Genomic DNA, 23,395 nt, shown 5'->3' with positions numbered 1-23,395 from the left:
ACTATTTGAAATGACAAAGTAAGGAGGTTGTTAGGAGTGGAAAAAAAGTTAACGAGAGAAGAGAAAGCGACTCAAACAAGAGCACGTCTCCTAAAATGTGCAGAAGAATTATTTATTGATCGAGGTTTTGTTAAGACGACGATCTCCCAAATTATAAAGAGAGCTGGACTTGGGTATGGAACAGCTTATGTATATTTTAAAAATAAAGATGAATTGTTTGTTGAGTTACTAGATGAGTTGATGGGGCAGTTTTATGATGTGGCAGAAAGGTCTTTTGTTCCAAAGTCAGTGACAGAGGCAGCAGAGTGTATTAAAGAACAAGTTGGGATGTTTTTAACTTTAGCCCAAAAAGAACATCAACTCATGCGTGTATTAAAAGAGGCTAGAGGGGCATCGATTGTGATTGATCAACGGTGGAGCGAGATACGTGAGCAGTTTATTCATCGAATTTCTGTTGATATTTCCTATGCTCAATCAAACGGATTAGCTTCTAGACATTTAGATCCGGAGTTAATTGCAAGAGGCTGGTTCTACGCCAATGAAATGTTTATGTGGGAGTGTGTGACTGGGGAGTGTCGTTATTCGATTGCCCAATTAAGAGAACAGCTGACGGACATCTACATGAATGGACTATATATTAAATAAGTTAGCTTTAAGATTCATGAAAAAGGAAACCTCCTCATATTCTGTTACATCGACTTTCTCAATTATAGAAATGGGGGAGGCACATGGAGGTTCGTGTAAGACAAGGGGATAATGTATGGTATTATAGTCAACTTTTCCAAATCCCGCTTCAACTATTACTGGATTCAAATCGAGGTAGCAACCCTACAGCTTTAATGGTTGGGACAGTTATTCGTATTCCAGGTTACGTGCTAAATCGTTACACCGTTCAGACAGGAGATACATTTTGGAGTATATCTAGAAAGTTTTCCATCCCCATTGATCAGCTCTTTTTAGTAAACCAGCAAGTTAATCCTAACTTTTTGCAGGTGGGGCAAGCGTTGTTCATGCCAAGTAGGATCACAAATAAACGATTTGTTCAAACGGACGGATACGACTCGACGGTATTAACAACAGATCTTGACCAATTAACGGAAGCCTATCCTTTCATCAGAAGACGTGTGATTGGAACGAGTGTCATGGGAAAGCCAATTGAAGAAATACGTATTGGGAATGGGTCAAAAAGAGTTCATTTTAATGGCTCTTTCCATGCTCATGAATGGATTACTACGCCAGTTTTAGTCGAATTTATCAATGATTATGCATTAGCCTTAACAAATCAGACGCCCATCCGTGGCTTGTCTATGTTGCCTTATTACAATGATGTAGAGTTATCGATTGTACCGATGGTGAACCCTGATGGTGTGGATTTAGTGATTAATGGTTTGCCAACTTCAGAGCCTTACCTAAGCGAAGTACTTGAGATCAATGATGGTAGCACCGATTTCTCTGGTTGGAGAGCAAATATTAGAGGGGTGGATTTAAACAATCAATACCCTGCTAAGTGGGAACAAGAAGTAAGCTTAAAGCCCAGCCAACCATCACCGAGAGACTATCCAGGGAGAGCCCCTTTAACAGAACCTGAGGCGATCGCGATCGCGCGTCTTACACTCGATAGTGATTTTAGCCGTGTTCTAGCCTTTCATACACAGGGGCAAGTTATTTTTTGGGGGTTTGAAGGGTTAGAGCCTCCAGAATCGGAGGTGATCATTAATGAGTTTGCCCGAGTTAGTGGATTTAGGCCGATTCAATATACAGACAGCTATGCAGGGTACAAAGATTGGTTTATTAAACAATGGAGAAGGCCAGGATTTACTGTAGAGCTTGGTCTCGGAACGAATCCTTTACCTTTTTCAGATTACCCTCAGATTTATGAGGATGCAGTAGGTATTATGCTTGCCTCCATGTATATGTAGACACCAAAATGATCAGACCTATAGTGTTCTGATCATTTTTTATTATTTTATTATTCATATTAGTGAAAATCTTATTTTTGCGCTATCATAGATAATAGATTATTTCGTTTAGCTAACAAACTTAGTTGGGGTGTCGATTGATGAGAAAGGTTTTTTCCTTTTTAAAACCATATCGTTTTCCGATGTGGATAGCCATCATATTAATGCTAGTAGAACTCACTGTTGAACTTTTTCATCCATTACTTTTAGCGAGAATCATTGATGAAGGAGTTATGACAGGTGATTTTGATATGGTTGTACGTTGGGGATTGATCATGGTAGGAATGTCGTTTCTTGCTTTTTTATCAGGGGTAATTAATTCATTTTATGCGGCTCATGTATCTCAAAATACAGGATACGATCTGCGTCACAGTATGTATAGTCGGGTGCAATCTTTTGCTTTTTCGAAACTGCAAAAGTTTGAAACATCGTCTTTAATAACGAGGATGACCAATGATGTCACACAAGTTCAGAACACTATTTTTATGAGTTTGCGCATCATGATGAGAGCACCGCTTTTAGTCATTGGTGGAACAATTATGGCGTTACTGGTCAATGTGAAGCTCGCGTTATTTCTAGTGGTAACGATTCCTGTTCTTATCTTCTTTTTAGTCTGGATGATGAAAAAGGGTGGAAAAATGTTCCGAGATGTTCAAGCTAAGCTTGATCAAGTAAATCATGTCATGCGTGAAAATTTAAAAGGAATTCGAATAATAAAGGCATTTGTTAGAAGAAAGCATGAAGGAGAACGTTTTAAAAAAGAAAATGGAGGATTAAAGGATGGAACCATTCAAGCGTTAAGATGGATGGAGATCACAATGCCGATTCTTTTACTATTAATGAACGGAGCGATCATTGGTGTACTCTGGTTCGGTGCAATTGATGTTGGAGCAAATCAAGCACAGGTAGGAGAAGTTGTGGCAATTATTAACTATGCAACAAGAATCACGTCGGCACTTACTGTCTTTTCAATGATTATCATTGTCTTCTCAAGAGCTAGAGCCTCTGCAAGCCGTATTGCAGAAGTGCTTGAAACCGATATTGGGATGGAAGATGGAGAGGTGACGGAGGCTGATACTAAGAATGACATTCATCTTCATTTTCAAAATGTGTCGTTCCGTTACCCAAATGCTCATCAGAATGTCTTACAAAATCTTACGTTCTCCGTAAATAAGGGTGAAACGATTGCGATACTTGGTGCAACTGGGTCAGGGAAGTCCACCTTATTTCAATTAATTCCAAGGCTTTATGATGTGGGCACTGGTTCTGTATTAGTGGGCGGGGAAGATGTGAGGGAATGGAATATGAAAAAGCTGCGTCAAATGATTGGATATGTACCCCAGGAGTCGCTTCTATTCTCTGGCTCAATTAAAGAGAATTTGAGTTGGGGGCGGGAGGACGTTACGGAAGAAGAGATGATAGTAGCCGCAAAAGCTGCTCAGATTCATGACACAATCGAAGCACTCCCTAAACAATATGAAACGAAGATCGGTCAAAAGGGTGTAAATTTATCTGGCGGTCAAAAGCAAAGATTATCGATTGCCCGAGCGCTTATTCGCTATCCACGTATCTTGTTGCTTGATGATAGTACGAGTGCCTTAGATATGCGAACAGAGAAGAAGTTTTTACGTGCATTACAGGCTTACTCATGTACGACCCTTGTTATTACGCAAAAGTTAAAAACAGCCATGGAAGCTGACCGGATCATCATACTAGATGAGGGGGAATTGCTTGCTGTCGGCACACATGAAGAATTAGTCAAACAGTCTTCCCTTTATCAGCAAATTGCTCAGTCACAGCTTGGAAAGGAGACGATCAATCATGCTTGATCCCCTCACACGTCCTTTTCGGTATAAACCAATTGACTGGAAAAAGAGTGAACCAAAATCAAAAAGCAAGAAAAAGGAACGAGCGAGAGATTGGTCTGGAACGTTAAAGAGATTGTGGACATACTTATCGATTTATAAAATGAAATTGATTCTTGTCGTCCTTATGGTCATTGCAAGTTCGGTTTTAAGTCTCCTTGGACCTTTTATTGTGGGAATCTCGATTGATCAATTTATCGTCACGAATGAAATGAACGGTCTAGTCAGAATGCTCCTTTTTTTAGTCCTCATTTATATAGGGTATTCTGTTAGCATATGGTTGCAAAATTATTGGATGGTAGACATCGCTCAAAAGTCCGTCTACGAAATTCGTTCGCATCTTTTTACGCACCTTCAGAAGCTGCCGATACCTTTTTTTGATCAACGTCAACATGGGGAACTAATGAGTAGAGTAACGAATGATATGGAAAACGTTAGTTCTACGTTAAATAGTTCTGTTATTCAAATACTCTCGAGCATATTAACGTTTGTTGGTATCTTAGTTGTGATGATTTACTTGAGTCCATTAATGACTATTCTTACTTTAACAATTATTCCAGTCATGGTATTTGGTCTAAAATGGATAACAAAACGAACAAGTATCTTCTTTAAGGAGCAACAACGAAACATTGGTGAAGTAAATGGTTTTATCGAAGAAACCGTTTCGGGTCAATCGATAGTCAAGGTGTTTTCTCAAGAAGAAAGAGTAGTTAATGAGTTTGAAAGAAAAAATCAAAAGCTGAAACAATCTGGCTTTTGGGCTCAGACATACTCTGGGTTCATTCCAAAACTGATGAACTTATTAAACAATATGAGTTTTGCCGTGATTGCAGGGGTTGGGGGCATATTAGTGCTTCAAGATGCGATTACAATTGGTGTGATTGTTATATTTGCTGAGTATGCGAGACAATTTACTCGTCCGTTAAATGATTTAGCCAACCAATTCAACACGCTTTTATCTGCTGTTGCAGGGGCAGAGCGCGTTTTTCAAATGATTGATGAACCAATTGAGAAGGACCATCAAAACAATAGGAAAGCTCCGGTATTAAAAGGAAATGTGGAATTTAAACATGTTTCCTTTTCATATGATTCTAGTGAAAAAATCATTGATGATATAAGTTTTAGGGCAAGTGCTGGTGAAACGGTTGCTTTTGTCGGTCCTACTGGGGCTGGAAAAACAACGATCATTAATATGATTTCACGATTTTATGATGCAAATGGAGGTGAGGTTCTTTTTGAAGGAGAAAATGTTAACGCCTTTAAAAGAGAAGAATTGCGAAGTCAGATGGGCTATGTGCTTCAAGATCCTTTTTTGTTTGAAGGAACGATTCGGGAGAACATCCGCTACGGTAAATTAGACGCCACAGATGAAGAAGTAGAGGCAGCTGCTAAAGAGGCAAATGCGCATTCCTTTATTATGCGACTTAAAGACCAATATGAGACAAGCCTCTCTCAAGATGGAAGTGGAATCAGTCAAGGTCAAAAGCAATTATTATCTATTGCCAGAGCACTATTAGCTGACCCCTCCCTTTTGATTTTAGATGAAGCAACTAGTAGCATAGACACGGTTACAGAATTGAAAATCCAAGAAGCCCTCAGACGCTTAATGAAAGGTAGAACAAGCTTCGTCATTGCTCATAGATTGAATACGATTGAGAATGCTGACCAAATTCTAGTTCTTGTTGATGGAAAGATTATCGAACGAGGGACTCATCATCAACTATCGGTGAAAAAAGGATTCTACCAAAAATTATATAATGGAGTAGAACTATAAACGAAAAGCTATGTAGGTCCTTCCGCGCATAGCTTTTTTAGTATAGAAAATGAATCATTTACGAACTTTGTCGAAAGATGTGTAATAAAAATGAGAGGAATCAATCAGTCTTTGTCGAATGTACGAAAAGAGAAAAAATTAGGAGATTTGAGAGATGATAATCGAAAAATTGTTACTTCAAGTGCTTATTGTGTTATCTCCGGTACTTGTTTATAGCGTTATTTCAAATGGTAAAAAAGAACCCAGGTTCCCGTTTTTGACGGTGTTTTATGCTATTGCAGGTGTACTATGTATTGTTTTTTCCTATCAAACGTTTGGACTGTATTGGGACCTTCGTTATGTTATTGTTGTATGTGCCTTTTTATATGGAGGAATGAAAACGGGTTGGCTGGTCTTTGCAACAGTAATGATTACACGAACAATGATGGGAGGAGACCATCTAGTATTTGCTTATGTGTGTATTACATCTGCTGCCCTCACTGCCTTTTTCTTTCAAACTAAATATCAAAATATATTATCAAAATGGAGAAGAACGCTTATTGCTATTGTTCTCTCATTAGTACCCGTAGTGATTCAAATTTCAATTGTCAGTCTGCTCATACGGGAAGAAGTCTTACACTTTTTTGACGAGTCTGTTTTAGGTCGTTATTTATTTTATTATGTAATCGTTATTATGATTGCAGCTGGTTTTATTACATTATTGCATGAAGCGATTAATGAAAAAAAACGGATGCAAGAAGAAATTATTCGAGCAGAAAAGTTTAATACATTAGCTGGGCTTGCTGCTTCTATTGCTCATGAGGTTCGAAATCCTCTTACAGTTGTTAAGGGGTTTTTGCAGTTAATGAAAGAGGAAAATAAGGATTCAAGTCAACAATACTATTCTTTAGTATTAAATGAACTAGGGAGAGCGGAAAACATCATTAATGATTACTTGAACTTTGCTAAGCCGGAATTAAAGAGTGTGGAAGATGTAAAATTACTCGAAAACATTCATGAAATTCATGCTCTATTACATCCTTATGCTATTAAGGATGGGGTTCATTTAAATGAATTAATTGAAATTAGTGATCATCTCGTGGTCAGGGCGGATCGAAATCAACTAAAACAAGCATTAGTTAACTTTGTTAAAAATGCAATAGAAGCTACCCCAAATGGAGGGAATGTGACATTAGTCGTTCAGAAGTCAACCGATCTGGTTACGATTCATATTTCTGATACTGGTAAAGGGATGAATAAAGAAGAATTAAGTAGGATAGGAACACTTTTTTATACGACAAAGGACAAGGGGACTGGGCTTGGAACGATGGTTTCGATTCGTATTATCGAAGCGATGGGAGGGACGGTCTCTTATCAAAGTAAAGAGTTTGTTGGCACAACAGTGTCTATTTCTTTACCTATTAGAAGAGATGAAACCTCATCGATCCATACTTTTAAAGATAAGAATAGAAAAGTAATCTAGTAGAAAAAAGGGGTTGGGCTCCATGTCCAGCCCCTTTTTCTTTGGTTTATAGTCCTAATTCTTTTCTCTCTTCTGGCGTGAACACTCGTGAACGGGTTAAAAATCGTTTTCCTTCTGGACCTTCAAGAGAAAACATTCCTCCGCGGCCTGCGACGACATCAATAATAAGCTGTGTATGCTTCCAATAAGCATATTGATCCTTTGCAATATAGAAGGGGGATTCACCTATGTGGCCAAGAAGAACATCTTGCTCTCCAACACGGAGCTCACCTTCTTGGTAGCACATCGGAGAGCTTCCATCACAGCACCCACCAGACTGGTGAAACATTAAAGGACCATGAATTTTTTTTAGATGGTTAATAAATTCTAGAGTTGCATCGGTTGCGACGACTCGTTCAACCATCTGTATCCCTCCATTCTTGTTTAAAAAAATCCAAGTGCATCCTCACTATAACTTACAAGCATATTCTTCGTTTGTTGGTAGTGACTGAGCATCATCTTGTGATTCTCTCTTCCAATTCCTGATTTTTTGTAGCCGCCAAACGCAGCATGAGCAGGGTAAGCATGGTAGCAGTTTGTCCAAACACGTCCTGCTTGAATTTCACGACCGAAACGGTAAGCAGTGTTAATATTTCTAGACCACACACCAGCTCCTAATCCATAAAGCGTATCATTGGCAATAGCTAAGGCTTCAGCATCATCTTTAAACGTCGTCACAGACACAACTGGACCAAAAATTTCTTCTTGGAAAATACGCATATCATTTTTACCAGCAAAGACGGTTGGTTGGACGTAATAGCCATTTTCAAGATCGCCCTTCAGCTGATTACGAGCACCGCCTGTTAAACAAGTTGCACCTTCTTGTTTGCCGATATCTAAATAAGAGAGGATCTTTTCTAATTGCTCTTGTGAAGCTTGTGCACCCATCATCGTATCTGGGTCAAGTGGATTTCCAGTCTTAATTTCTTTTACTCTAGCAATCGCACGTTCCATAAATTCATCATAGATAGACTCATGAATTAGCGCACGAGATGGGCATGTACAAACTTCCCCTTGGTTTAGTGCGAACATGACAAAGCCTTCCACAGCTTTATTTAAGAATGCATCATCTTTATCCATAATGTCAGAGAAGAAGATATTAGGTGATTTTCCCCCAAGCTCTAACGTGACTGGTATGATGTTCTCTGAAGCATATTGCATAATGAGGCGACCAGTAGTTGTTTCGCCTGTGAAGGCAACTTTAGCAATTCGGTTGCTTTGTGCGAGTGGCTTCCCAGCTTCTACGCCAAAACCATTGACGACATTTAATACGCCTTTTGGCAGGAGGTCTTCAATTAATTCTAATAATACAAAGATCGAAACAGGTGTTTGTTCAGCTGGCTTAAGAACCACACAGTTACCTGCTGCAAGTGCTGGAGCCAATTTCCATGTAGCCATGAGAATCGGGAAATTCCAAGGAATAATTTGTCCTACTACCCCAAGTGGCTCTTGAAAGTGATAAGCAACGGTGTTTTCATCGATTTGAGATAGACTTCCTTCTTCAGCACGTATTACGCCTGCAAAATACCGGAAATGGTCGATCGCTAGAGGAATATCAGCATTCAATGTCTCGCGCACAGCTTTCCCGTTTTCCCAAGTCTCGCTTACCGCAAGCATTTCCAGGTTCTCTTCCATTCGATCAGCAATTTTATTTAAGATGTTGGCACGTTCTGCAGGAGAGGTTTTACCCCAGCTATCTTTTGCGGCATGAGCAGCATCAAGTGCCAATTCAATATCTTCAGCAGACGATCTAGCCACTTCACAAAAAACGTTACCTGTTACAGGTGTGATATTTTCAAAGTAGTTACCGCCTACAGGAGCTGTCCACTCACCATTTATATAATTTTCATAGCGATCCTTAAAGTTAATTAGTGCTCCGTCTGTGTTTGGATTTTTATAAACCATGTAAATTCCTCCTAAAAGTAGATTGATAGAGAATGGCCCATGAGCACAGGACCTAAATAACAGATAATGAAAGCGATTACAAAAACAACTATCTAAATAAAGTTAAACAAACACATGCTAATATAGACGTAATAGAGCTGTCTAGAAAGGAATTACCCATGTGAGAATTCAATTGTATATAAGTAAAACAGGATACTGCTCAAGAAGAGAAACAGAAAGATTATTAGTTGCTGGTCGTCTAACAGTTAATGGCAAAGTTGCTACGAAAGATTCATTTGTTGAACCATCCGATTGTATTTTATTAGATGGTCAGCCTATTCCGATGAAAGAGCGTAATATTTACCTTTTGTTAAATAAACCAACGGGCATTATATGTACGGCTCAACGGCAAGTGAAAAATAACTTAATCAATTACATGAACTACCCAGAACGTATTTTTGCAGTAGGTAGGTTGGATAAAGAGTCTCAAGGTCTGCTCTTATTAACAAATGATGGAGATATTGTTAACAAGCTAATGCGTGTTGAAAATGGCCATGAGAAAGAATACGTTGTAACAGTTGATCGTGCTTTTCCAGATTCCTTTATGGAGAGTATGGCATCTGGTGTTGAAATATTAGACCAGGTGACCAAATCATGTAAGGTGACTAGAGTCGACGATCAAACATTCAAAATCGTTTTAACTCAAGGTCTAAATCGTCAAATTAGACGAATGACAAAAGTATTTGGGTACTATGTGACAAGGCTTGAAAGAGTTCGAATTATGAATCTTACTTTAAGTGGATTGCCATATGGACAATGGCGTGAATTAACTGGCGAAGAAATAAACGTACTGATGAAGAGTCTAAGGTGAAAGGGCATAGAAGTTGTTCGTACCACCTCCTAGAACTAGTGTACTAAATAAACTAGAACTTGTCGATTGTTATTTTATTTTTCTGAAAATTATCTTTAGTAGGATTGATATCCCCTTTACAAGATTGATAGAGTCATGTATATTAAAAGGCAAGTTTATAATGAAGCTGATGAGTTCAATTGAGAGGCAGCTTTTTGCGAGAAGTGATCATTAAAGATCGTTCCTCGCAAAAAGCTGTCTCTTTTTTTGTCCTTATTGGTAAACGCTTCCACGAAAGGAGTAAGATCTATGAGTGTCTATTTAGCGGAATTAATTGGTACAATGATTTTAATTATTTTTGGAGGAGGAGTTGTAGCAGGTGTCGTTTTAAAGAAATCAAAAGCAGAGAACTCTGGATGGATTGTCATTACATTTGGCTGGGGGTTTGCAGTAGCTTTTGCGGTTTACGCGGTAGGTGGCATTAGTGGAGCCCACCTTAATCCGGCTGTTACACTTGGTTTAGCATCAGTAGGGGAGTTTTCATGGAGCTTAGTTCCAGGCTATATTCTCTTTCAGGTGATTGGAGCCTTTATAGGTGCAGTTATTGTCTTCATTCACTACTTGCCTCATTGGAAGGAAACACAAGATCAAGGAGCTAAATTGGCTGTATTCTCTACAGATCCAGCGATCGCTCACACACCTTCCAATTTACTTAGTGAAGCCATTGGAACTGCTGTTTTATTATTTGGGTTACTGGCTATCGGTGCAAACCAATTCACAGAAGGACTTAATCCATTAATTGTTGGGTTCTTAATTGTTGCTATTGGACTTTCATTAGGAGGAACGACTGGTTATGCAATTAATCCTGCTCGTGATTTGGGCCCGCGACTTGCACACTTTCTTCTACCGATTGCAGGAAAAGGAACGTCGAACTGGAAGTATGCATGGGTACCCATTGTTGGGCCAGTAATGGGTGGCGTGCTAGGCGCACAATTTTATCATATTATGTTTAATGGCGGATCAATCATCCCGCTCTTTGTCTTAATTGCTATCTTATTAATTATAAGTGCAGCTTCAAAAATGATGCCGACTACATCAAAGATAACCACACACTATCAAAATAATGCGAAAGAAATCTCATAAACAAAAAGAGGAGAGAATAAAAATGGAAAAAACATACATTCTATCACTTGATCAGGGAACAACAAGCTCGCGTGCTATTTTATTTGATGAGAAAGGAGAGATTGTTCATTCTGCTCAAAAAGAATTCACCCAATATTTCCCGAAGCCTGGTTGGGTGGAACATGATGCAAATGAAATCTGGGGATCTGTTTTATCTGTCATAGCTAGTGTTTTGTCAGAGTCAGATATAAAGCCTAATCAGATTGCTGCAATTGGTATTACAAATCAACGTGAAACGACTGTGGTTTGGGATAAGCATACAGGTAAGCCAATCCACAAAGCGATTGTGTGGCAGTCGCGTCAAACAGCTGAGATATGTACAGAGTTAAAGAAAAATGGTCATAATGACTTATTCCGAAATAAAACAGGCTTACTCATTGATGCTTATTTTTCCGGGACGAAGGTGAAATGGTTACTTGATCATGTAGAAGGAGCACGTGAGCGAGCTGAAGCAGGAGATTTATTATTCGGCACGATTGATACATGGCTCATTTGGAAATTAAGTGGCGGAACAGCTCATGTTACGGATTATACAAATGCTTCAAGAACGTTGATGTATAACATTTATGATCTAAAGTGGGATGAGGAATTACTTGAAATCTTAGATGTGCCAAAATCCATGTTACCTGAGGTTCGTTCCTCTTCTGAAGTGTATGCCGAAACGAAAGGCTACCACTTCTTTGGAGAACAAGTACCGATTGCTGGGGCTGCTGGTGATCAACAAGCTGCTTTATTTGGACAAGCATGCTTTGAAAAAGGAATGGCAAAAAACACGTATGGTACAGGTTGTTTCATGTTAATGAATACTGGAGAAAAAGCAGTTAGATCAGAAAGTGGACTACTAACAACGATTGCTTGGGGAATTGATGGAAAAGTAGAATATGCGCTTGAAGGAAGCATTTTTGTTGCGGGTTCAGCGATTCAATGGCTACGAGATGGAATGCGTATGGTCAATCAAGCAGCTGACACAGAAGATTACGCCTCTAAAGTCGATTCTACAGAGGGTGTGTACATGGTGCCGGCATTTGTTGGACTTGGAACTCCTTATTGGGATAGTGAAGCCCGTGGTGCGGTATTTGGTTTAACTAGAGGGACAACAAAAGAGCATTTTATTCGTGCCACTCTTGAATCGCTAGCTTATCAGACAAAGGATGTCTTGCAAGCGATGGAGGCTGACTCTGGGATTAACCTAAGAAAACTGCGTACAGATGGTGGAGCCGTTAAGAATAATTTCTTAATGCAATTCCAAAGTGACATTTTGAACGTTCCTGTTGAGCGCCCTGTTGTAAATGAAACGACGGCTCTTGGTGCGGCTTACCTTGCAGGTCTTGCTGTAGGTTTTTGGGGAGATAAACAAGAGATTGCAACGAATTGGAGAATGGATCGTTCTTTTGAAGTGCAGATGGATGAGGCAACACGCACGCCATTATATGAGGGTTGGAAGCAGGCTGTAAAGTCAACAATGGGTTTTAAACCAACCTCTAAATCCTAATCGCTCACTAGCAAACATTTACGTTCACAAAGAGACTTGCTATACTTGCTGTAAGTTAATAAATAGTCTATGAGGAGAGGGCTACAACTTTTGATTGGTAAATCAGTCAAGTCTAGTTGTGGCCTCTTTTTTTTTCTGAGGTTATTCGTGATACAATTATCAATCATGTCATAGTGAGGGTGAGTAAGATGGATTTTAATGGTCAAAAGGTTTTACCTGCTATTAAAAGGATGAAGGATTTTGAGAAGGTGCTTTCAAATGATGATGAATATATGGTTATGCTAGATCTTCATATCGCTCAACTTGGTGCTGTTATGAGTCATGTACGGAAAGCTGGAAAAAAAGTGATTCTTCATGCGGACATGATCCAAGGTTTACGAAATGACAAATATTCAACAGAGTTTCTATGCCAACAAATTAAGCCTGCTGGTCTCATTTCAACACGAGGAGACGTGCTCAGAACAGCGAAGAAAAATAATGTATTAGCTATTCAACGTTTATTTCTTTTAGATACGATTGCATTAGAAACCAGCTATAAATTAGTCGAACAAATTGAGCCAGATTGTATTGAAGTATTGCCTGGAGTCATCCCTCAATACATTGAGAAAGTTCGTAAAGATACGAAGACTGAAGTGATTACGGGAGGCTTAATTGAGACGAAGGAAGATGTCTTGCGAGCATTTGAAGCAGGAGCTCGGGCGATCACAACATCTAGAGAAGACTTATGGAAATTTAACTCGATGAATTAAAGAAGGTTGCAAGTTCTAACTTGCAGCCTTCTTTTCATTTTGGTGCTTTATTGTCCTTTCTTTATTCCCTACTAAAATGCCTGCTAAGATAATTGTTACTCCCACCCATTGAACAAGAGTGACGGCTTCTCCAAGAACGATAAAGGACATGAATACAGCTACTGGGAGTTCGGCAGAGGTTAAGATCGTCCCCAAGCCTGATCCGATATGGGGCATGCCAATTGAAAATAATAATGGTGGCAAGGCAACTCCAAATAACCCTAACATAAACCCAAAAAACAAAATATCAGCTGATAAAGTTGCGTGAAGCAAAGTTGATGGTGGAAATACAAACAGTACCAAGATTAAACTGCCTGTTGCAAATAACGTACTCCGTTGAATAGGCGGAAGAGATACGCCAACCGTTCCGCTTAAATAAACAAATAAAGAAAACGTAATCGAAGAAAGAAACCCCCAGAAAGCGCCATTCCATGTAAAAGAAGTACCTCCATGTGTAAATATTCCTGCTGCGAGTAACGACCCAAACAATAAAATAGCGATGGATAGTAGCTTTAGTCTGCTTGGTCGTTTTCCCACTAGGACCCATTCAAGTAATGAACCAACCCAAACAAATTGAAAAAGAAAGATAATAGCAAGAGATGCGTCTAATGTTTGTAGTGCCTGATAATAAAATAAGCCTGTAAGGGCCATCGGAACACCCGCAATGAACATCAACATTATTTTTTTGAAAGGTAGTTTGGTTTTAGGGGAAAAGAGGAAAATAATCCAAAGGAAAACGATACCAAATATAAATTGACTCAATGTCACAACACTAAGGGTATAACCAGCACTATAAGCAAGCTTTACAAAGGTAGATAAAATACCAAGACAACAACCACCGATAAAAACAAGTAATGGATAGATCCATAATTTCATCGAGGAAAGCTCCTTCCTTATTATAATGAGTAGCCTAAACAAACAAAAAACCACACAGCTACTTGTTGTAGCTGTGTGGCGAAAATAAGAGAAAAACCTCTTAGAAAAATCCACTCCTATAGGCATAGGTTTTGATTTGGATATATGATACTTATTATTTTAGAAGGGGGGATAAGGAACTGTCAAGGGTATGTAAAAGTTATTGTATTTTTCAGAAAAATAATGTTTTTCCTTTATGTTGTTATAATAAATAGATACTGAAAAGTTGAGGTGAGCAGATTGACTGAAAGCATTTTGAAAGGATTAAATTGGGTCGTTGACGGTGGGAATAATCTACTGTGGACGTATGTGTTAATCGCTTTATTGCTAGGATTGGGCGTCTACTTCACGGTTCGTACGAATTTTGTACAAGTACGATTATTTGGAGAAATGTTCCGTGTAATCGGTGAGAAAAAGGATGGAGATAAAGGAATATCTGCATTCCAAGCTTTCACCATCAGTACAGCTTCCCGTGTTGGGACAGGGAACTTGGCAGGGGTTGCCATTGCGATCGCTCTTGGAGGTCCGGGGGCTGTATTTTGGATGTGGGTGGTAGCTCTCATCGGTATGGCAACAGCATTTATTGAAAGTACTTTAGCTCAGGTTTATAAAGTGCGTGATGGTGATCAGTTCCGTGGTGGACCTGCCTATTATATGGAGAAGGCTTTAAATAAGCGAGGTTTAGGCATTGCTTTTGCTATTTTAATTACACTTTGTTTTGGATTAATCTTTAACGCGGTTCAAGCAAATACCATCACATTAGCTTTTGAAAACGCATTTAATGTTGATCGTCTTATCATTGGAGTTATTGTAGCCGCTATTGCGGGGGTAGTTATCTTTGGTGGCGTTAAGCGAATTGCAAGCGTTACACAGATTGTCGTACCTGTGATGGCCATTATCTATTTAGTTATTGCTTTCTTTATTGTGTTAACGAACTTCACGCAAATTCCAGCTGTGTTTAGTTTAATCGTCTCTAATGCTTTTGGGTTAAATGAAGTCATTGGTGGGGGAATTGGGGCTGCGATTATGCAAGGTGTACGTCGTGGATTATTCTCGAATGAAGCTGGTATGGGTAGTGTGCCGAATGCTGCAGCGACTGCCAATGTAAGTCACCCAGCAAAACAGGGGTTAGTACAATCATTAGGTGTATTCGTCGATACAATGATTATCTGTTCTGCCACTGCTTTTATGATTCTTTTAACAGATGTTTACCAAACTGGTGAATCCAACGGGATTGTGTTAACTCAAAATGCATTAAGCCAACATATTGGCTCATGGGCACCAAGTTTTGTAGCCATTGCTATCTTATTATTTGCCTTTAGCTCGATCATCGGCAACTATTATTATGGTGAAACAAATATTGAATTTATTCGTGAAAGCTCTTCATGGAAAATGGTGTACCGAGTAGCAGTGTTATTAATGGTGTTATTTGGTTCAGTTGCTGAAATTATTTTAGTATGGAATATGGCTGATTTATTTATGGGCTTAATGGCTGTATTAAACTTAGTGGTAATCTTCCTAATCGGTAAGATTGCACTTGATGTTCTAAAAGATTATACAGCTCAACGAAAAGCCGGCAAAAATCCTGTTTTCTATGCTAAAAATATAACTGGATTAAAAAATACAGAATGTTGGGATGAGCAAGCAGAAAAGGAACGTCAATAAATCACATGGATTACACCTATCAATTTTTGATAGGTGTTTTTCATTTTAAAAACCAACCATAATCTCTCAACTTGTCTCATATATAAAAGATGAGGGAGTGGGGCTTGTATGAATACGTTTGTAAAAGGTGCGATCTTACTCATTATCGTCGCATTTGTAGGTGAATGTCTTGAATTTTTAATAAACATCGTCTTAGCAAGAGAATTAGGTGAAGAAGGACTTGGTTTATATATGTCCATCTTGCCTACTGTGTTATTTGTCGTAGTGATCGCAAGTTTGGAGTTGCCGATATCGATTTCTAAATTTGTAGCGGAGAAGGAAGCTATTTTTCATCGAAGCATGATTGTTCACGCTTTACGATTTGCAGTGGGGTGCACAATCATCTTTAGTGCCATTTCGTTCGTGATTTTACCAGTTATTCCGGTATTTGATCGTTATCATCCTGCTACTCCATTTCTATTTATCATCTTAATTCCGATAATAGCGTTCTCGTCTGTTGCTAGAGGATACTTTATGGGAGCTCAAGATATGCGGAAAATTGCGATTGCAAATTTTTTGCGACGTGCAGGTCAGCTTATCCTCTTAGTTCTTGTTTTTTCATTTTTCTCTTTTGACACTCCCACAGCTATTTTCATTTCGCTATGTACCTTAATAGCCACAGAAATGATTGTGCTAACGTACTTAATGATTGCTTTTTATTTACAAATGAATGAATTGAAAAAACACCCACAAGCAAAGCTTGATGGGCCAAAAGTGAGAAAAGCCTTACTGAAAATATCTTTACCGACAACCGGTCTTAGAATCTTTCATGCAGCATCTTTTGCAATCAAGCCGTTTCTAATTAAAGAGGCGCTAGTCAGAGCTGGAATGATCGATACGATGGCGATGATTCAATACGGAAAACTAGCAGGGGTTGCTTTTACGATTGGCTTCTTTCCTGCTTTTATTGCCCATTCTTTATTAATTGTCTTAATTCCAGCGGTTTCTGAAGCTTACGCTAAAGGAGATCTAGTGCGCCTTCAAAAATTATTAAGAAGAGTGATGCTCACAACCTTTGCATATGGAATTCCAGCTGTATATGTTTTTTATTTTTATGCTGAACCCCTTACGAATTTGTTTTTTGAGGAATCTCCTGCAGCAGGTTATTTACAATTGTTAGTGCCTTATTTCTTATTTCACTATTTCGTGATGCCAATGCAGGCTTATTTAATAGGTCTTGGACTTGTGAAAGATGCATTTTGGCATGCGGTATGGGCGACCACATTATCCTTCATTCTCATGTTTGTGCTAGGTTCAAGACCGGAATTTGGCATGGGGGGAATTATTATTGGGATGAATCTCGGTGCAGTATTGCTTACTCTCATGCATTATATGACAATTACTAAAAAAATTGGGTTAACCATTGGTTTGCGTAAAGAAAGACCATGATGATTGATTGAAAAAGATGAGCACAACCGTGTTCATCTTTTTTATTTTTAGGGTATAGGGAAATGAAAAAAGGTAAAAAAATTGTCGAAAAAACAATTGACGAATTTGTATATACAAGATAAAATGAAAACGTAATCACGACATGTATATACAAGGTATGAGAATGACACATATTTACCCGAAGAGATTGGGACACTATAGGAATAAATGTTAATCAGCCTCATCTTTTATATTCGAAATGAAAACGCTAACAGAGGGGGAAAAGAAATGAGTGCTAATAAAGAAGCTGCTAAGCAAATACTCGAAGCCATTGGTGGCGAAGAAAATATTGCATCAGCTACTCATTGTGTAACACGTCTACGTTTTGCCCTACATGACGAGGGGAAAGTAGATAAAGAAAAGCTTGAAAATATTGATGTTGTTAAAGGTTCATTTGCAACGAACGGCCAGTTCCAGGTGATTATCGGACAAGGACTTGTTGATAAGATCTTTAAGGAATTGAGTGATTTAGCTGGTATTTCACAGTCTTCTAAAGAAGATACTAAAAATGCAGCATCGAAAAACTTAAATCCCTTACAACGTGCAATTAAAGTATTAGCGGATGTCTTTATCCCGATTTTACCTGCGATTGTAACAGCTGGTTTATTAATGGGGGTTAATAACATCTTAACGGCCCCTGGTATTTTTGGAAGTGAATCACTTGTTGAAATGTTTCCGCAATGGGCAGATTTTGCTAATATTATTCATTTAATTGCAAACACCGCCTTTGTCTTCTTGCCAGCATTAATTGGTTGGTCCGCAGTGAAGCGGTTTGGTGGAAATGAATTACTCGGGGTAGTACTTGGTTTAATGCTCGTTCATCCAGACTTGCTAAATGCTTGGGCATATGGAGAGGCCTTAGAAGCTGGAGAAATACCTTATTGGAACTTATTTGGATTTGATATCGCGCAAGTAGGTTATCAAGGACAAGTTCTTCCGATTTTATTTGCATCGTTTGTACTTGCTAAAATTGAAGTATTTCTTAAAAAACGTATTCCAGACGGATTCCAACTATTAGTCGTTGCTCCTATCGCGTTGCTTGTAACTGGTTTCTTATCTTTCATCGTTATCGGTCCTATCACATTTGCTATTGGTAATGGAATTACAGATGTGTTTGTGGGTATTTTTGGTAACTTTGCTGCTGTTGGCGGTTTATTATACGGAGCTATTTATGCGCCTCTTGTTATTACAGGTATGCACCACACATTCCTTGCAGTTGATTTGCAATTAATTGGAAGCACCGGTGGAACATTCTTGTGGCCGATTGTGGCGCTATCAAATATTGCTCAAGGTTCTGCAGCTCTTGCTATGTACTTCGTTTTACGAGATGACAAAGTAAAAGGTTTATCGTTTACGTCTGCTGTTTCAGCTTATCTTGGGATTACTGAACCGGCTATGTTCGGGGTTAACCTACGCTACCGTTTCCCATTTATTTGCGCGATTATCGGTTCAGCGATTGCAGCTGTGTGGATTACCATTAATGCTGTAACAGCTCCTGCCATTGGTGTAGGTGGCTTGCCAGCGGTATTCTCGATTGAAGGCGGAAAATGGTTAGTATTCTCTATCGGTATGGTTATTGCATTTGTAGTACCAATCGTCCTAACGTATCTATATGCGAAAGTACGTAAGCCTAATCTTTAAGGGTTGGAAGTAATGATTGGAGCCATTTGTAGGTCAGCTTATTCATAAGTGAATAAAGGCTGAGTACGAATGGCTTTCTTGTTTTTTAATAGGAAAAAAGGTAAACTTAACTTGTATATACAAGTTAAGTTTTAAATGTGATAAGGAAGGTGACAACACATGAATGAATGGTGGAGAAAGTCAGTCGTATATCAAATTTATCCAAAGAGCTTTAATGATACAACAGGAAATGGAGTAGGTGATCTACAAGGGATCATTGAAAAGCTCGATTACTTAAAGCATTTAGGAGTAGATGTACTTTGGTTAACGCCGGTGTATGCATCCCCTCAAAAGGATAACGGGTATGATATTAGTGATTATTATTCGATTCACCATGAATACGGTACAATGGAAGACTTTGACCGTTTACTAGAAGAAACGCATAAGCGTGGAATGAAACTAATTATGGATCTAGTCGTGAATCACACTTCGACTGAGCATGTTTGGTTTAAAGAATCTAAGCAATCAAAAGACAATAAGTATCGTGATTTTTATATTTGGAAAGATGCAATAGACGGGGCTGAGCCGACTAACTGGCAATCTAAATTTGGAGGAAATGCTTGGAAGTGGGATGAGAAAACCGAGCAATACTACTTACACTTATTTGATGTGAGCCAAGCTGATCTGAATTGGGAAAACGAAGAGCTGCGTCAACATGTCTATGAGATGATGCATTTTTGGTTTGATAAAGGAATTGATGGCTTTAGGTTAGACGTAATCAATTTGATATCCAAAGATCAATCATTCCCTAATGATGACGGTTCTGTTGCACCTGGAGACGGGCGGAAATTCTACACAGACGGACCGCTTGTTCATGAATATTTACAGGAAATGAATCGTGAAGTTTTATCAAAATACGATAGTATGACGGTTGGAGAAATGTCATCAACTTCAATTGATCACTGTATTAAATATTCAAATCCAAAGCGTAACGAACTCAGTATGACGTTTAATTTCCATCACTTAAAAGTTGATTATCCGAACGGAGAAAAGTGGGCACTTGCTGATTTTGACTTCAAAGCCTTAAAGCAAATCCTTACAAAGTGGCAAGTTGAAATGAATAAAGGTGGAGGTTGGAACGCATTATTTTGGTGCAACCATGACCAGCCCCGTGTCGTTACTCGTTATGGAAATGATCAAGAATTTCATAAAGAATCTGCAAAAATGCTTGCGACAACTGTGCACATGATGCAAGGAACTCCTTATATTTATCAAGGGGAAGAGTTTGGAATGACTGACCCGAAGTTTAAGTCTATCGATCAGTACCGTGATGTCGAGACTCTTAACTATTACGAGATCATGAAAGAAAAAGGGATCGCTGAAAGTGAAATTATGGCGATCATCGAGCGTAAATCCCGTGATAACTCAAGAACACCTGTTCAATGGAATACTAGTGAGCATGCTGGCTTTACAACGGGAACACCGTGGATTGGTGTAAGTGAGAATTACAAGCAAATTAACGCCGAGAATGCCGTAGCCGATCCAACCTCCATCTTCTATCATTACAAAAAGTTAATTGAGTTACGTAAACAATACGATGTGCTCACTTATGGTGATTACAACTTAATTTTAGAGAATGATGATCAAATCTTTGCTTATGTACGTACTTACCAAGATGAACAATTAGTCGTTGTTAATAACTTCTATGGACAAGAAGCATCGATTGATCTTGAGCAAGTTCTAGACGAATTTGAACAGTCGAAGCTTTTAGTATCGAACTACACAGATTCAGCTGAATTACCCGAACTTAAAACGCTACGCCCTTATGAATCACTCGTTTATCAAATTAAAAATTCATGATAAACTACGATGGGTGGTAAATAATGACGAAAAGTAAATTCCGATTAATTTATGATGAATTAGCCCAAGAGATCCAAAAAGGAAAAAGAAAAGCCAATGACCTTCTACCTTCTGAGAATGAACTTGCAGAGAAGTATCAAGCTTCTCGTGAAACGATCCGTAAAGCGTTAAAGCTGCTCTCAGAACATGGGTACATTCAAAAAGTTCAAGGGAAAGGGTCGATTGTGCTTGATATTAGTAAAATTGATTTTCCGATCTCGGGGCTAGTTAGCTTTAAGGAACTAGCGGATAAAATGGGGAAACGTGCAAGAACGACGGTAGTATCCATAGAGCGTCAACGCGTTAATGAATTCTTAAAAGAACATCTTCAAACGCAAGAAAGTGAAGAAGTATGGTCTGTAGCGCGTGTGCGTGAGATCGATCAAGAAAAAATCATTCTTGATAAAGACTTCTTACGTGCTGAGATTGTCCCTTCTTTAACAAAAGAAGTGTGTGAACAGTCCATTTATGCGTATTTGGAGAAAGAGCTCGGGCTGGTTGTGAGTTTTGCGAAAAAGGAAATTACTGTAGAAGAGCCGACAGAAGAAGACCTGAAATTATTAGATTTAGAAGGCTATTCAACAATTGTGGTCGTTAAAAGTCATGTTTATTTAGATGATGCACGACTTTTTCAATATACTGAATCAAGACATAGACCAGATAAATTTCGTTTTGTAGACTTTGCCAGACGAGTGAGGTAAGAGAAGAGAGCCTAATCAATTATGATTGGGCTCTCTTTAAGTTGTTTTGTTAGGAGGTTACGTTTGGGTTTTGTATAATGAATGTAAATAGTAGGATCTAAAGGAGGAAGTAGACATGACAACTGTTCATGACTTTTCTGTGCAAACCTCAAAAGGTGAAGAAGTAGCTTTATCGAAGTATGAAGGTGATGTAATCGTTATTGTTAATACGGCTACAAAGTGCGGATTAGCTCCGCAGTTCGAAGGCCTTGAGAAACTCTATCAAGAATACAAAGATAGAGGCTTATCTATTCTAGGTTTTCCTTGTAACCAATTTATGAATCAAGAACCAGTAAGTGATGATCAAATGACTGAGGCATGCAAAGTAAACTTTGGGGTAACCTTTCCTTTGTTTGCGAAAATAAATGTTAATGGGTCAAGCGCTCACCCTCTTTATAAGCATTTAAAAAAAGAACAAAAAGGACTTCTGAGCTCAGAGATCAAATGGAATTTCACGAAGTTTCTTGTCGATCAAAAAGGAAATGTTGTGAAACGTTTTGGACCTAATACACCTCCAGAAAAAATGGAAGAAGATATCAAGCAGTTGCTTGAAAAATAAAATTAAAAAAGTAGCTATTTGGAAACATTTTTTTGTTCCAGATAGCTTTTTTGTCGGTAAAATAGACATGATAAGTAGAACGGTGTAGGTAGGTGGTGGAGCGGTGAGTGAGAATGATGAAATACTAAATAGAGCAACAGTATTTCTAAGCCAATGTTACAAGGAGCTTGGTTATTCCCCTAAGCAGCTAGAAAGTCGGCTTCAAGAAGTTAGTGGGGAAATAAAGGAATCAGGCACCTATACACATACAAAAGAAGAATTACGCCATGGAGCAAAAATGGCTTGGCGAAATAGCAATCGTTGCATTGGTCGCTTGTTTTGGGAATCAATGCATGTACTGGATGAACGTGAAGCTACAACAGAGGCGCAAATAGCAGAGGCTCTTTTTTATCATTTGAGCTATGCAACAAATGGGGGAAAGATTATCCCTACGATCACTGTATTTAAGCCTGTACATAATGGAAAGGTCCCGGTGAGAATTTGGAATCACCAATTAATACGTTATGCAGGCTATGAAGGTGAAAAGGGTATCATTGGAGATCCCGCTTCAATTACTTTTACGAAAAAATGTCAAGAGCTTGGTTGGAAGGGGAAGGGAACTCCTTTTGATGTATTACCTCTTGTTATCCAATGTGATCGTAAAGAGCCAAAATGGTTTGATATTCCTAAAGAGTGTATTGTAGAAGTTGCGATTACTCATCCTACAATTGATTCGTTTAGTGACTTGCGGCTTAAGTGGTACGGGGTTCCGTTTATTGCTGACATGAGGCTTGAGGTTGGGGGCCTTGATTATGTTGCAGCACCTTTTAATGGGTGGTACATGGGAACAGAGATTGGAGCAAGAAATTTTGCTGATGAGACTAGATATCATATGCTGCCTAAAGTGGCAGAACTTTTAGGGCTTGATTGTCGGAAGGAATCCTACCTTTGGCGTGATGAAGCTTTAGTGGAATTAAATCGTGCTGTTCTCTATTCTTACAAAAAAGCAGGCGTTAGTATTGTCGATCATCATACCGCTGCTAAACAGTTTAAGCATTTTGAAGAGAGGGAACATGAAGCAGGAAGAGCTGTAACAGGGACGTGGTCTTGGTTGATCCCGCCAGTTTCACCAGCGACCACTCATATTTTTCATAAAGATTATGAAGATAAAGTTTTGACTCCAAACTACTTCTATCAAGACCTACCGTATGATTAAAAACATACACTCTTATTGAAAGAACAATAAGAGTGTATGTT

General features: G+C 38.8%; 19 protein-coding genes. 16 read left to right on the top strand and 3 right to left on the bottom strand.

Going from position 1 to position 23,395, the window contains the following annotated elements:
- The first annotated feature begins 36 nt into the window (after positions 1–36).
- The 5 genes from AB3N04_RS09055 (at position 37) to AB3N04_RS09035 (ending at position 7,059) form a co-directional block, all read left to right on the top strand.
- Positions 37–645 (top strand): TetR/AcrR family transcriptional regulator, encoded by a 609-nt coding sequence (locus AB3N04_RS09055; protein WP_368505722.1) that lies wholly within the window; start codon positions 37–39, stop codon positions 643–645.
- A gap of 83 nt (positions 646–728) precedes the next feature.
- Complete coding sequence (locus AB3N04_RS09050) at positions 729–1,919, top strand: M14 family metallopeptidase (protein ID WP_368505721.1); 1,191 nt, start codon at positions 729–731, stop codon at positions 1,917–1,919.
- 140 nt (positions 1,920–2,059) lie between these two features.
- Complete coding sequence (locus tag AB3N04_RS09045; protein ID WP_368505720.1) at positions 2,060–3,787, top strand: ABC transporter ATP-binding protein; 1,728 nt, start codon at positions 2,060–2,062, stop codon at positions 3,785–3,787.
- Positions 3,780–5,597, top strand: coding sequence for an ABC transporter ATP-binding protein (locus AB3N04_RS09040; RefSeq protein WP_368505719.1), 1,818 nt, complete (start codon positions 3,780–3,782; stop codon positions 5,595–5,597). The genes AB3N04_RS09045 and AB3N04_RS09040 overlap by 8 nt, the downstream gene beginning before the upstream one ends.
- Before the next feature lie 154 nt (positions 5,598–5,751).
- Entirely contained in the window at positions 5,752–7,059 is a 1,308-nt protein-coding gene (locus tag AB3N04_RS09035; RefSeq protein WP_368505718.1) for an ATP-binding protein, read from the top strand.
- Between the two features lie 46 nt (positions 7,060–7,105).
- Here the strand turns inward: AB3N04_RS09035 and AB3N04_RS09030 are convergent, their stop codons facing one another.
- Together AB3N04_RS09030 and adh are read right to left on the bottom strand one after the other, a co-directional pair.
- A complete protein-coding gene (locus tag AB3N04_RS09030; protein ID WP_047973868.1) occupies positions 7,106–7,462 on the bottom strand; it encodes a DUF779 domain-containing protein in 357 nt (118 codons plus the stop codon).
- 20 nt (positions 7,463–7,482) lie between these two features.
- Positions 7,483–9,003, bottom strand: coding sequence for an aldehyde dehydrogenase (gene adh, locus AB3N04_RS09025; protein ID WP_368505717.1), 1,521 nt, complete (start codon positions 9,001–9,003; stop codon positions 7,483–7,485).
- 160 nt (positions 9,004–9,163) lie between these two features.
- On the opposite strand from adh, the gene AB3N04_RS09020 reads away from it, so the two are divergent.
- From AB3N04_RS09020 to AB3N04_RS09005, 4 genes are all read left to right on the top strand, one after another.
- Positions 9,164–9,853 carry a pseudouridine synthase gene (locus tag AB3N04_RS09020; protein WP_368505716.1) on the top strand — a complete coding sequence of 230 codons (690 nt, stop codon included), beginning with the start codon at positions 9,164–9,166 and terminating at the stop codon, positions 9,851–9,853.
- Between the two features lie 288 nt (positions 9,854–10,141).
- Complete coding sequence (locus AB3N04_RS09015; RefSeq protein ID WP_368505715.1) at positions 10,142–10,975, top strand: MIP/aquaporin family protein; 834 nt, start codon at positions 10,142–10,144, stop codon at positions 10,973–10,975.
- A gap of 22 nt (positions 10,976–10,997) precedes the next feature.
- Entirely contained in the window at positions 10,998–12,506 is a 1,509-nt protein-coding gene (glpK, locus tag AB3N04_RS09010) for a glycerol kinase GlpK (RefSeq protein WP_368505714.1), read from the top strand.
- 188 nt (positions 12,507–12,694) lie between these two features.
- The gene (locus AB3N04_RS09005) at positions 12,695–13,255 is read left to right on the top strand and encodes a glycerol-3-phosphate responsive antiterminator (RefSeq protein ID WP_368505713.1); all 561 of its coding nucleotides are present in this window, start codon (positions 12,695–12,697) and stop codon (positions 13,253–13,255) included.
- 15 nt (positions 13,256–13,270) lie between these two features.
- Here the strand turns inward: AB3N04_RS09005 and AB3N04_RS09000 are convergent, their stop codons facing one another.
- Positions 13,271–14,170, bottom strand: coding sequence for a DMT family transporter (locus AB3N04_RS09000; RefSeq protein WP_368505712.1), 900 nt, complete (start codon positions 14,168–14,170; stop codon positions 13,271–13,273).
- Positions 14,171–14,461: 291 nt separating this feature from the next.
- On the opposite strand from AB3N04_RS09000, the gene AB3N04_RS08995 reads away from it, so the two are divergent.
- From AB3N04_RS08995 to AB3N04_RS08965, 7 genes are all read left to right on the top strand, one after another.
- Positions 14,462–15,874 carry an alanine/glycine:cation symporter family protein gene (locus AB3N04_RS08995; RefSeq protein ID WP_368506018.1) on the top strand — a complete coding sequence of 471 codons (1,413 nt, stop codon included), beginning with the start codon at positions 14,462–14,464 and terminating at the stop codon, positions 15,872–15,874.
- A gap of 108 nt (positions 15,875–15,982) precedes the next feature.
- Complete coding sequence (locus tag AB3N04_RS08990) at positions 15,983–17,302, top strand: polysaccharide biosynthesis protein (RefSeq protein ID WP_368505711.1); 1,320 nt, start codon at positions 15,983–15,985, stop codon at positions 17,300–17,302.
- 267 nt (positions 17,303–17,569) lie between these two features.
- Complete coding sequence (gene treP, locus AB3N04_RS08985) at positions 17,570–18,982, top strand: PTS system trehalose-specific EIIBC component (RefSeq protein WP_368505710.1); 1,413 nt, start codon at positions 17,570–17,572, stop codon at positions 18,980–18,982.
- Positions 18,983–19,141: 159 nt separating this feature from the next.
- Positions 19,142–20,821 (top strand): alpha,alpha-phosphotrehalase, encoded by a 1,680-nt coding sequence (gene treC / locus AB3N04_RS08980; RefSeq protein WP_368505709.1) that lies wholly within the window; start codon positions 19,142–19,144, stop codon positions 20,819–20,821.
- A 23-nt stretch (positions 20,822–20,844) separates the two neighbouring features.
- The gene (gene treR / locus AB3N04_RS08975; RefSeq protein WP_368505708.1) at positions 20,845–21,561 is read left to right on the top strand and encodes a trehalose operon repressor; all 717 of its coding nucleotides are present in this window, start codon (positions 20,845–20,847) and stop codon (positions 21,559–21,561) included.
- A gap of 115 nt (positions 21,562–21,676) precedes the next feature.
- A complete protein-coding gene (locus AB3N04_RS08970; RefSeq protein WP_368505707.1) occupies positions 21,677–22,159 on the top strand; it encodes a glutathione peroxidase in 483 nt (160 codons plus the stop codon).
- A gap of 103 nt (positions 22,160–22,262) precedes the next feature.
- Positions 22,263–23,354: a nitric oxide synthase oxygenase gene (locus AB3N04_RS08965; RefSeq protein WP_368505706.1), complete on the top strand. Its 1,092-nt coding sequence runs from the start codon at positions 22,263–22,265 to the stop codon at positions 23,352–23,354.
- The last annotated feature ends 41 nt before the right edge of the window (positions 23,355–23,395 follow it).

This window comes from Alkalihalophilus sp. As8PL, from assembly GCF_040939795.1.
Taxonomy (GTDB): Bacteria; Bacillota; Bacilli; order Bacillales; family Bacillaceae_D; genus Alkalihalophilus; species Alkalihalophilus lindianensis.
Note: the sequence above shows the minus strand (reverse complement) of the source record. Positions and strands in the feature narration are given on the sequence as shown.

What these genes read in the sequence shown, in the direction of transcription:
- AB3N04_RS09000 (WP_368505712.1), bottom strand. Translation starts at nt 14,170, where the DNA reads ATGAAATTATGGATCTATCCATTACTTGTTTTTATCGGTGGTTGTTGT.
- AB3N04_RS09005 (WP_368505713.1), top strand. Translation starts at nt 12,695, where the DNA reads ATGGATTTTAATGGTCAAAAGGTTTTACCTGCTATTAAAAGGATGAAG.
- AB3N04_RS08990 (WP_368505711.1), top strand. Translation starts at nt 15,983, where the DNA reads ATGAATACGTTTGTAAAAGGTGCGATCTTACTCATTATCGTCGCATTT.
- glpK (WP_368505714.1), top strand. Translation starts at nt 10,998, where the DNA reads ATGGAAAAAACATACATTCTATCACTTGATCAGGGAACAACAAGCTCG.
- treP (WP_368505710.1), top strand. Translation starts at nt 17,570, where the DNA reads ATGAGTGCTAATAAAGAAGCTGCTAAGCAAATACTCGAAGCCATTGGT.
- AB3N04_RS08970 (WP_368505707.1), top strand. Translation starts at nt 21,677, where the DNA reads ATGACAACTGTTCATGACTTTTCTGTGCAAACCTCAAAAGGTGAAGAA.
- AB3N04_RS09030 (WP_047973868.1), bottom strand. Translation starts at nt 7,462, where the DNA reads ATGGTTGAACGAGTCGTCGCAACCGATGCAACTCTAGAATTTATTAAC.
- AB3N04_RS09050 (WP_368505721.1), top strand. Translation starts at nt 729, where the DNA reads ATGGAGGTTCGTGTAAGACAAGGGGATAATGTATGGTATTATAGTCAA.
- treC (WP_368505709.1), top strand. Translation starts at nt 19,142, where the DNA reads ATGAATGAATGGTGGAGAAAGTCAGTCGTATATCAAATTTATCCAAAG.
- treR (WP_368505708.1), top strand. Translation starts at nt 20,845, where the DNA reads ATGACGAAAAGTAAATTCCGATTAATTTATGATGAATTAGCCCAAGAG.
- AB3N04_RS09015 (WP_368505715.1), top strand. Translation starts at nt 10,142, where the DNA reads ATGAGTGTCTATTTAGCGGAATTAATTGGTACAATGATTTTAATTATT.
- AB3N04_RS09040 (WP_368505719.1), top strand. Translation starts at nt 3,780, where the DNA reads ATGCTTGATCCCCTCACACGTCCTTTTCGGTATAAACCAATTGACTGG.
- adh (WP_368505717.1), bottom strand. Translation starts at nt 9,003, where the DNA reads ATGGTTTATAAAAATCCAAACACAGACGGAGCACTAATTAACTTTAAG.
- AB3N04_RS09035 (WP_368505718.1), top strand. Translation starts at nt 5,752, where the DNA reads ATGATAATCGAAAAATTGTTACTTCAAGTGCTTATTGTGTTATCTCCG.
- AB3N04_RS09045 (WP_368505720.1), top strand. Translation starts at nt 2,060, where the DNA reads ATGAGAAAGGTTTTTTCCTTTTTAAAACCATATCGTTTTCCGATGTGG.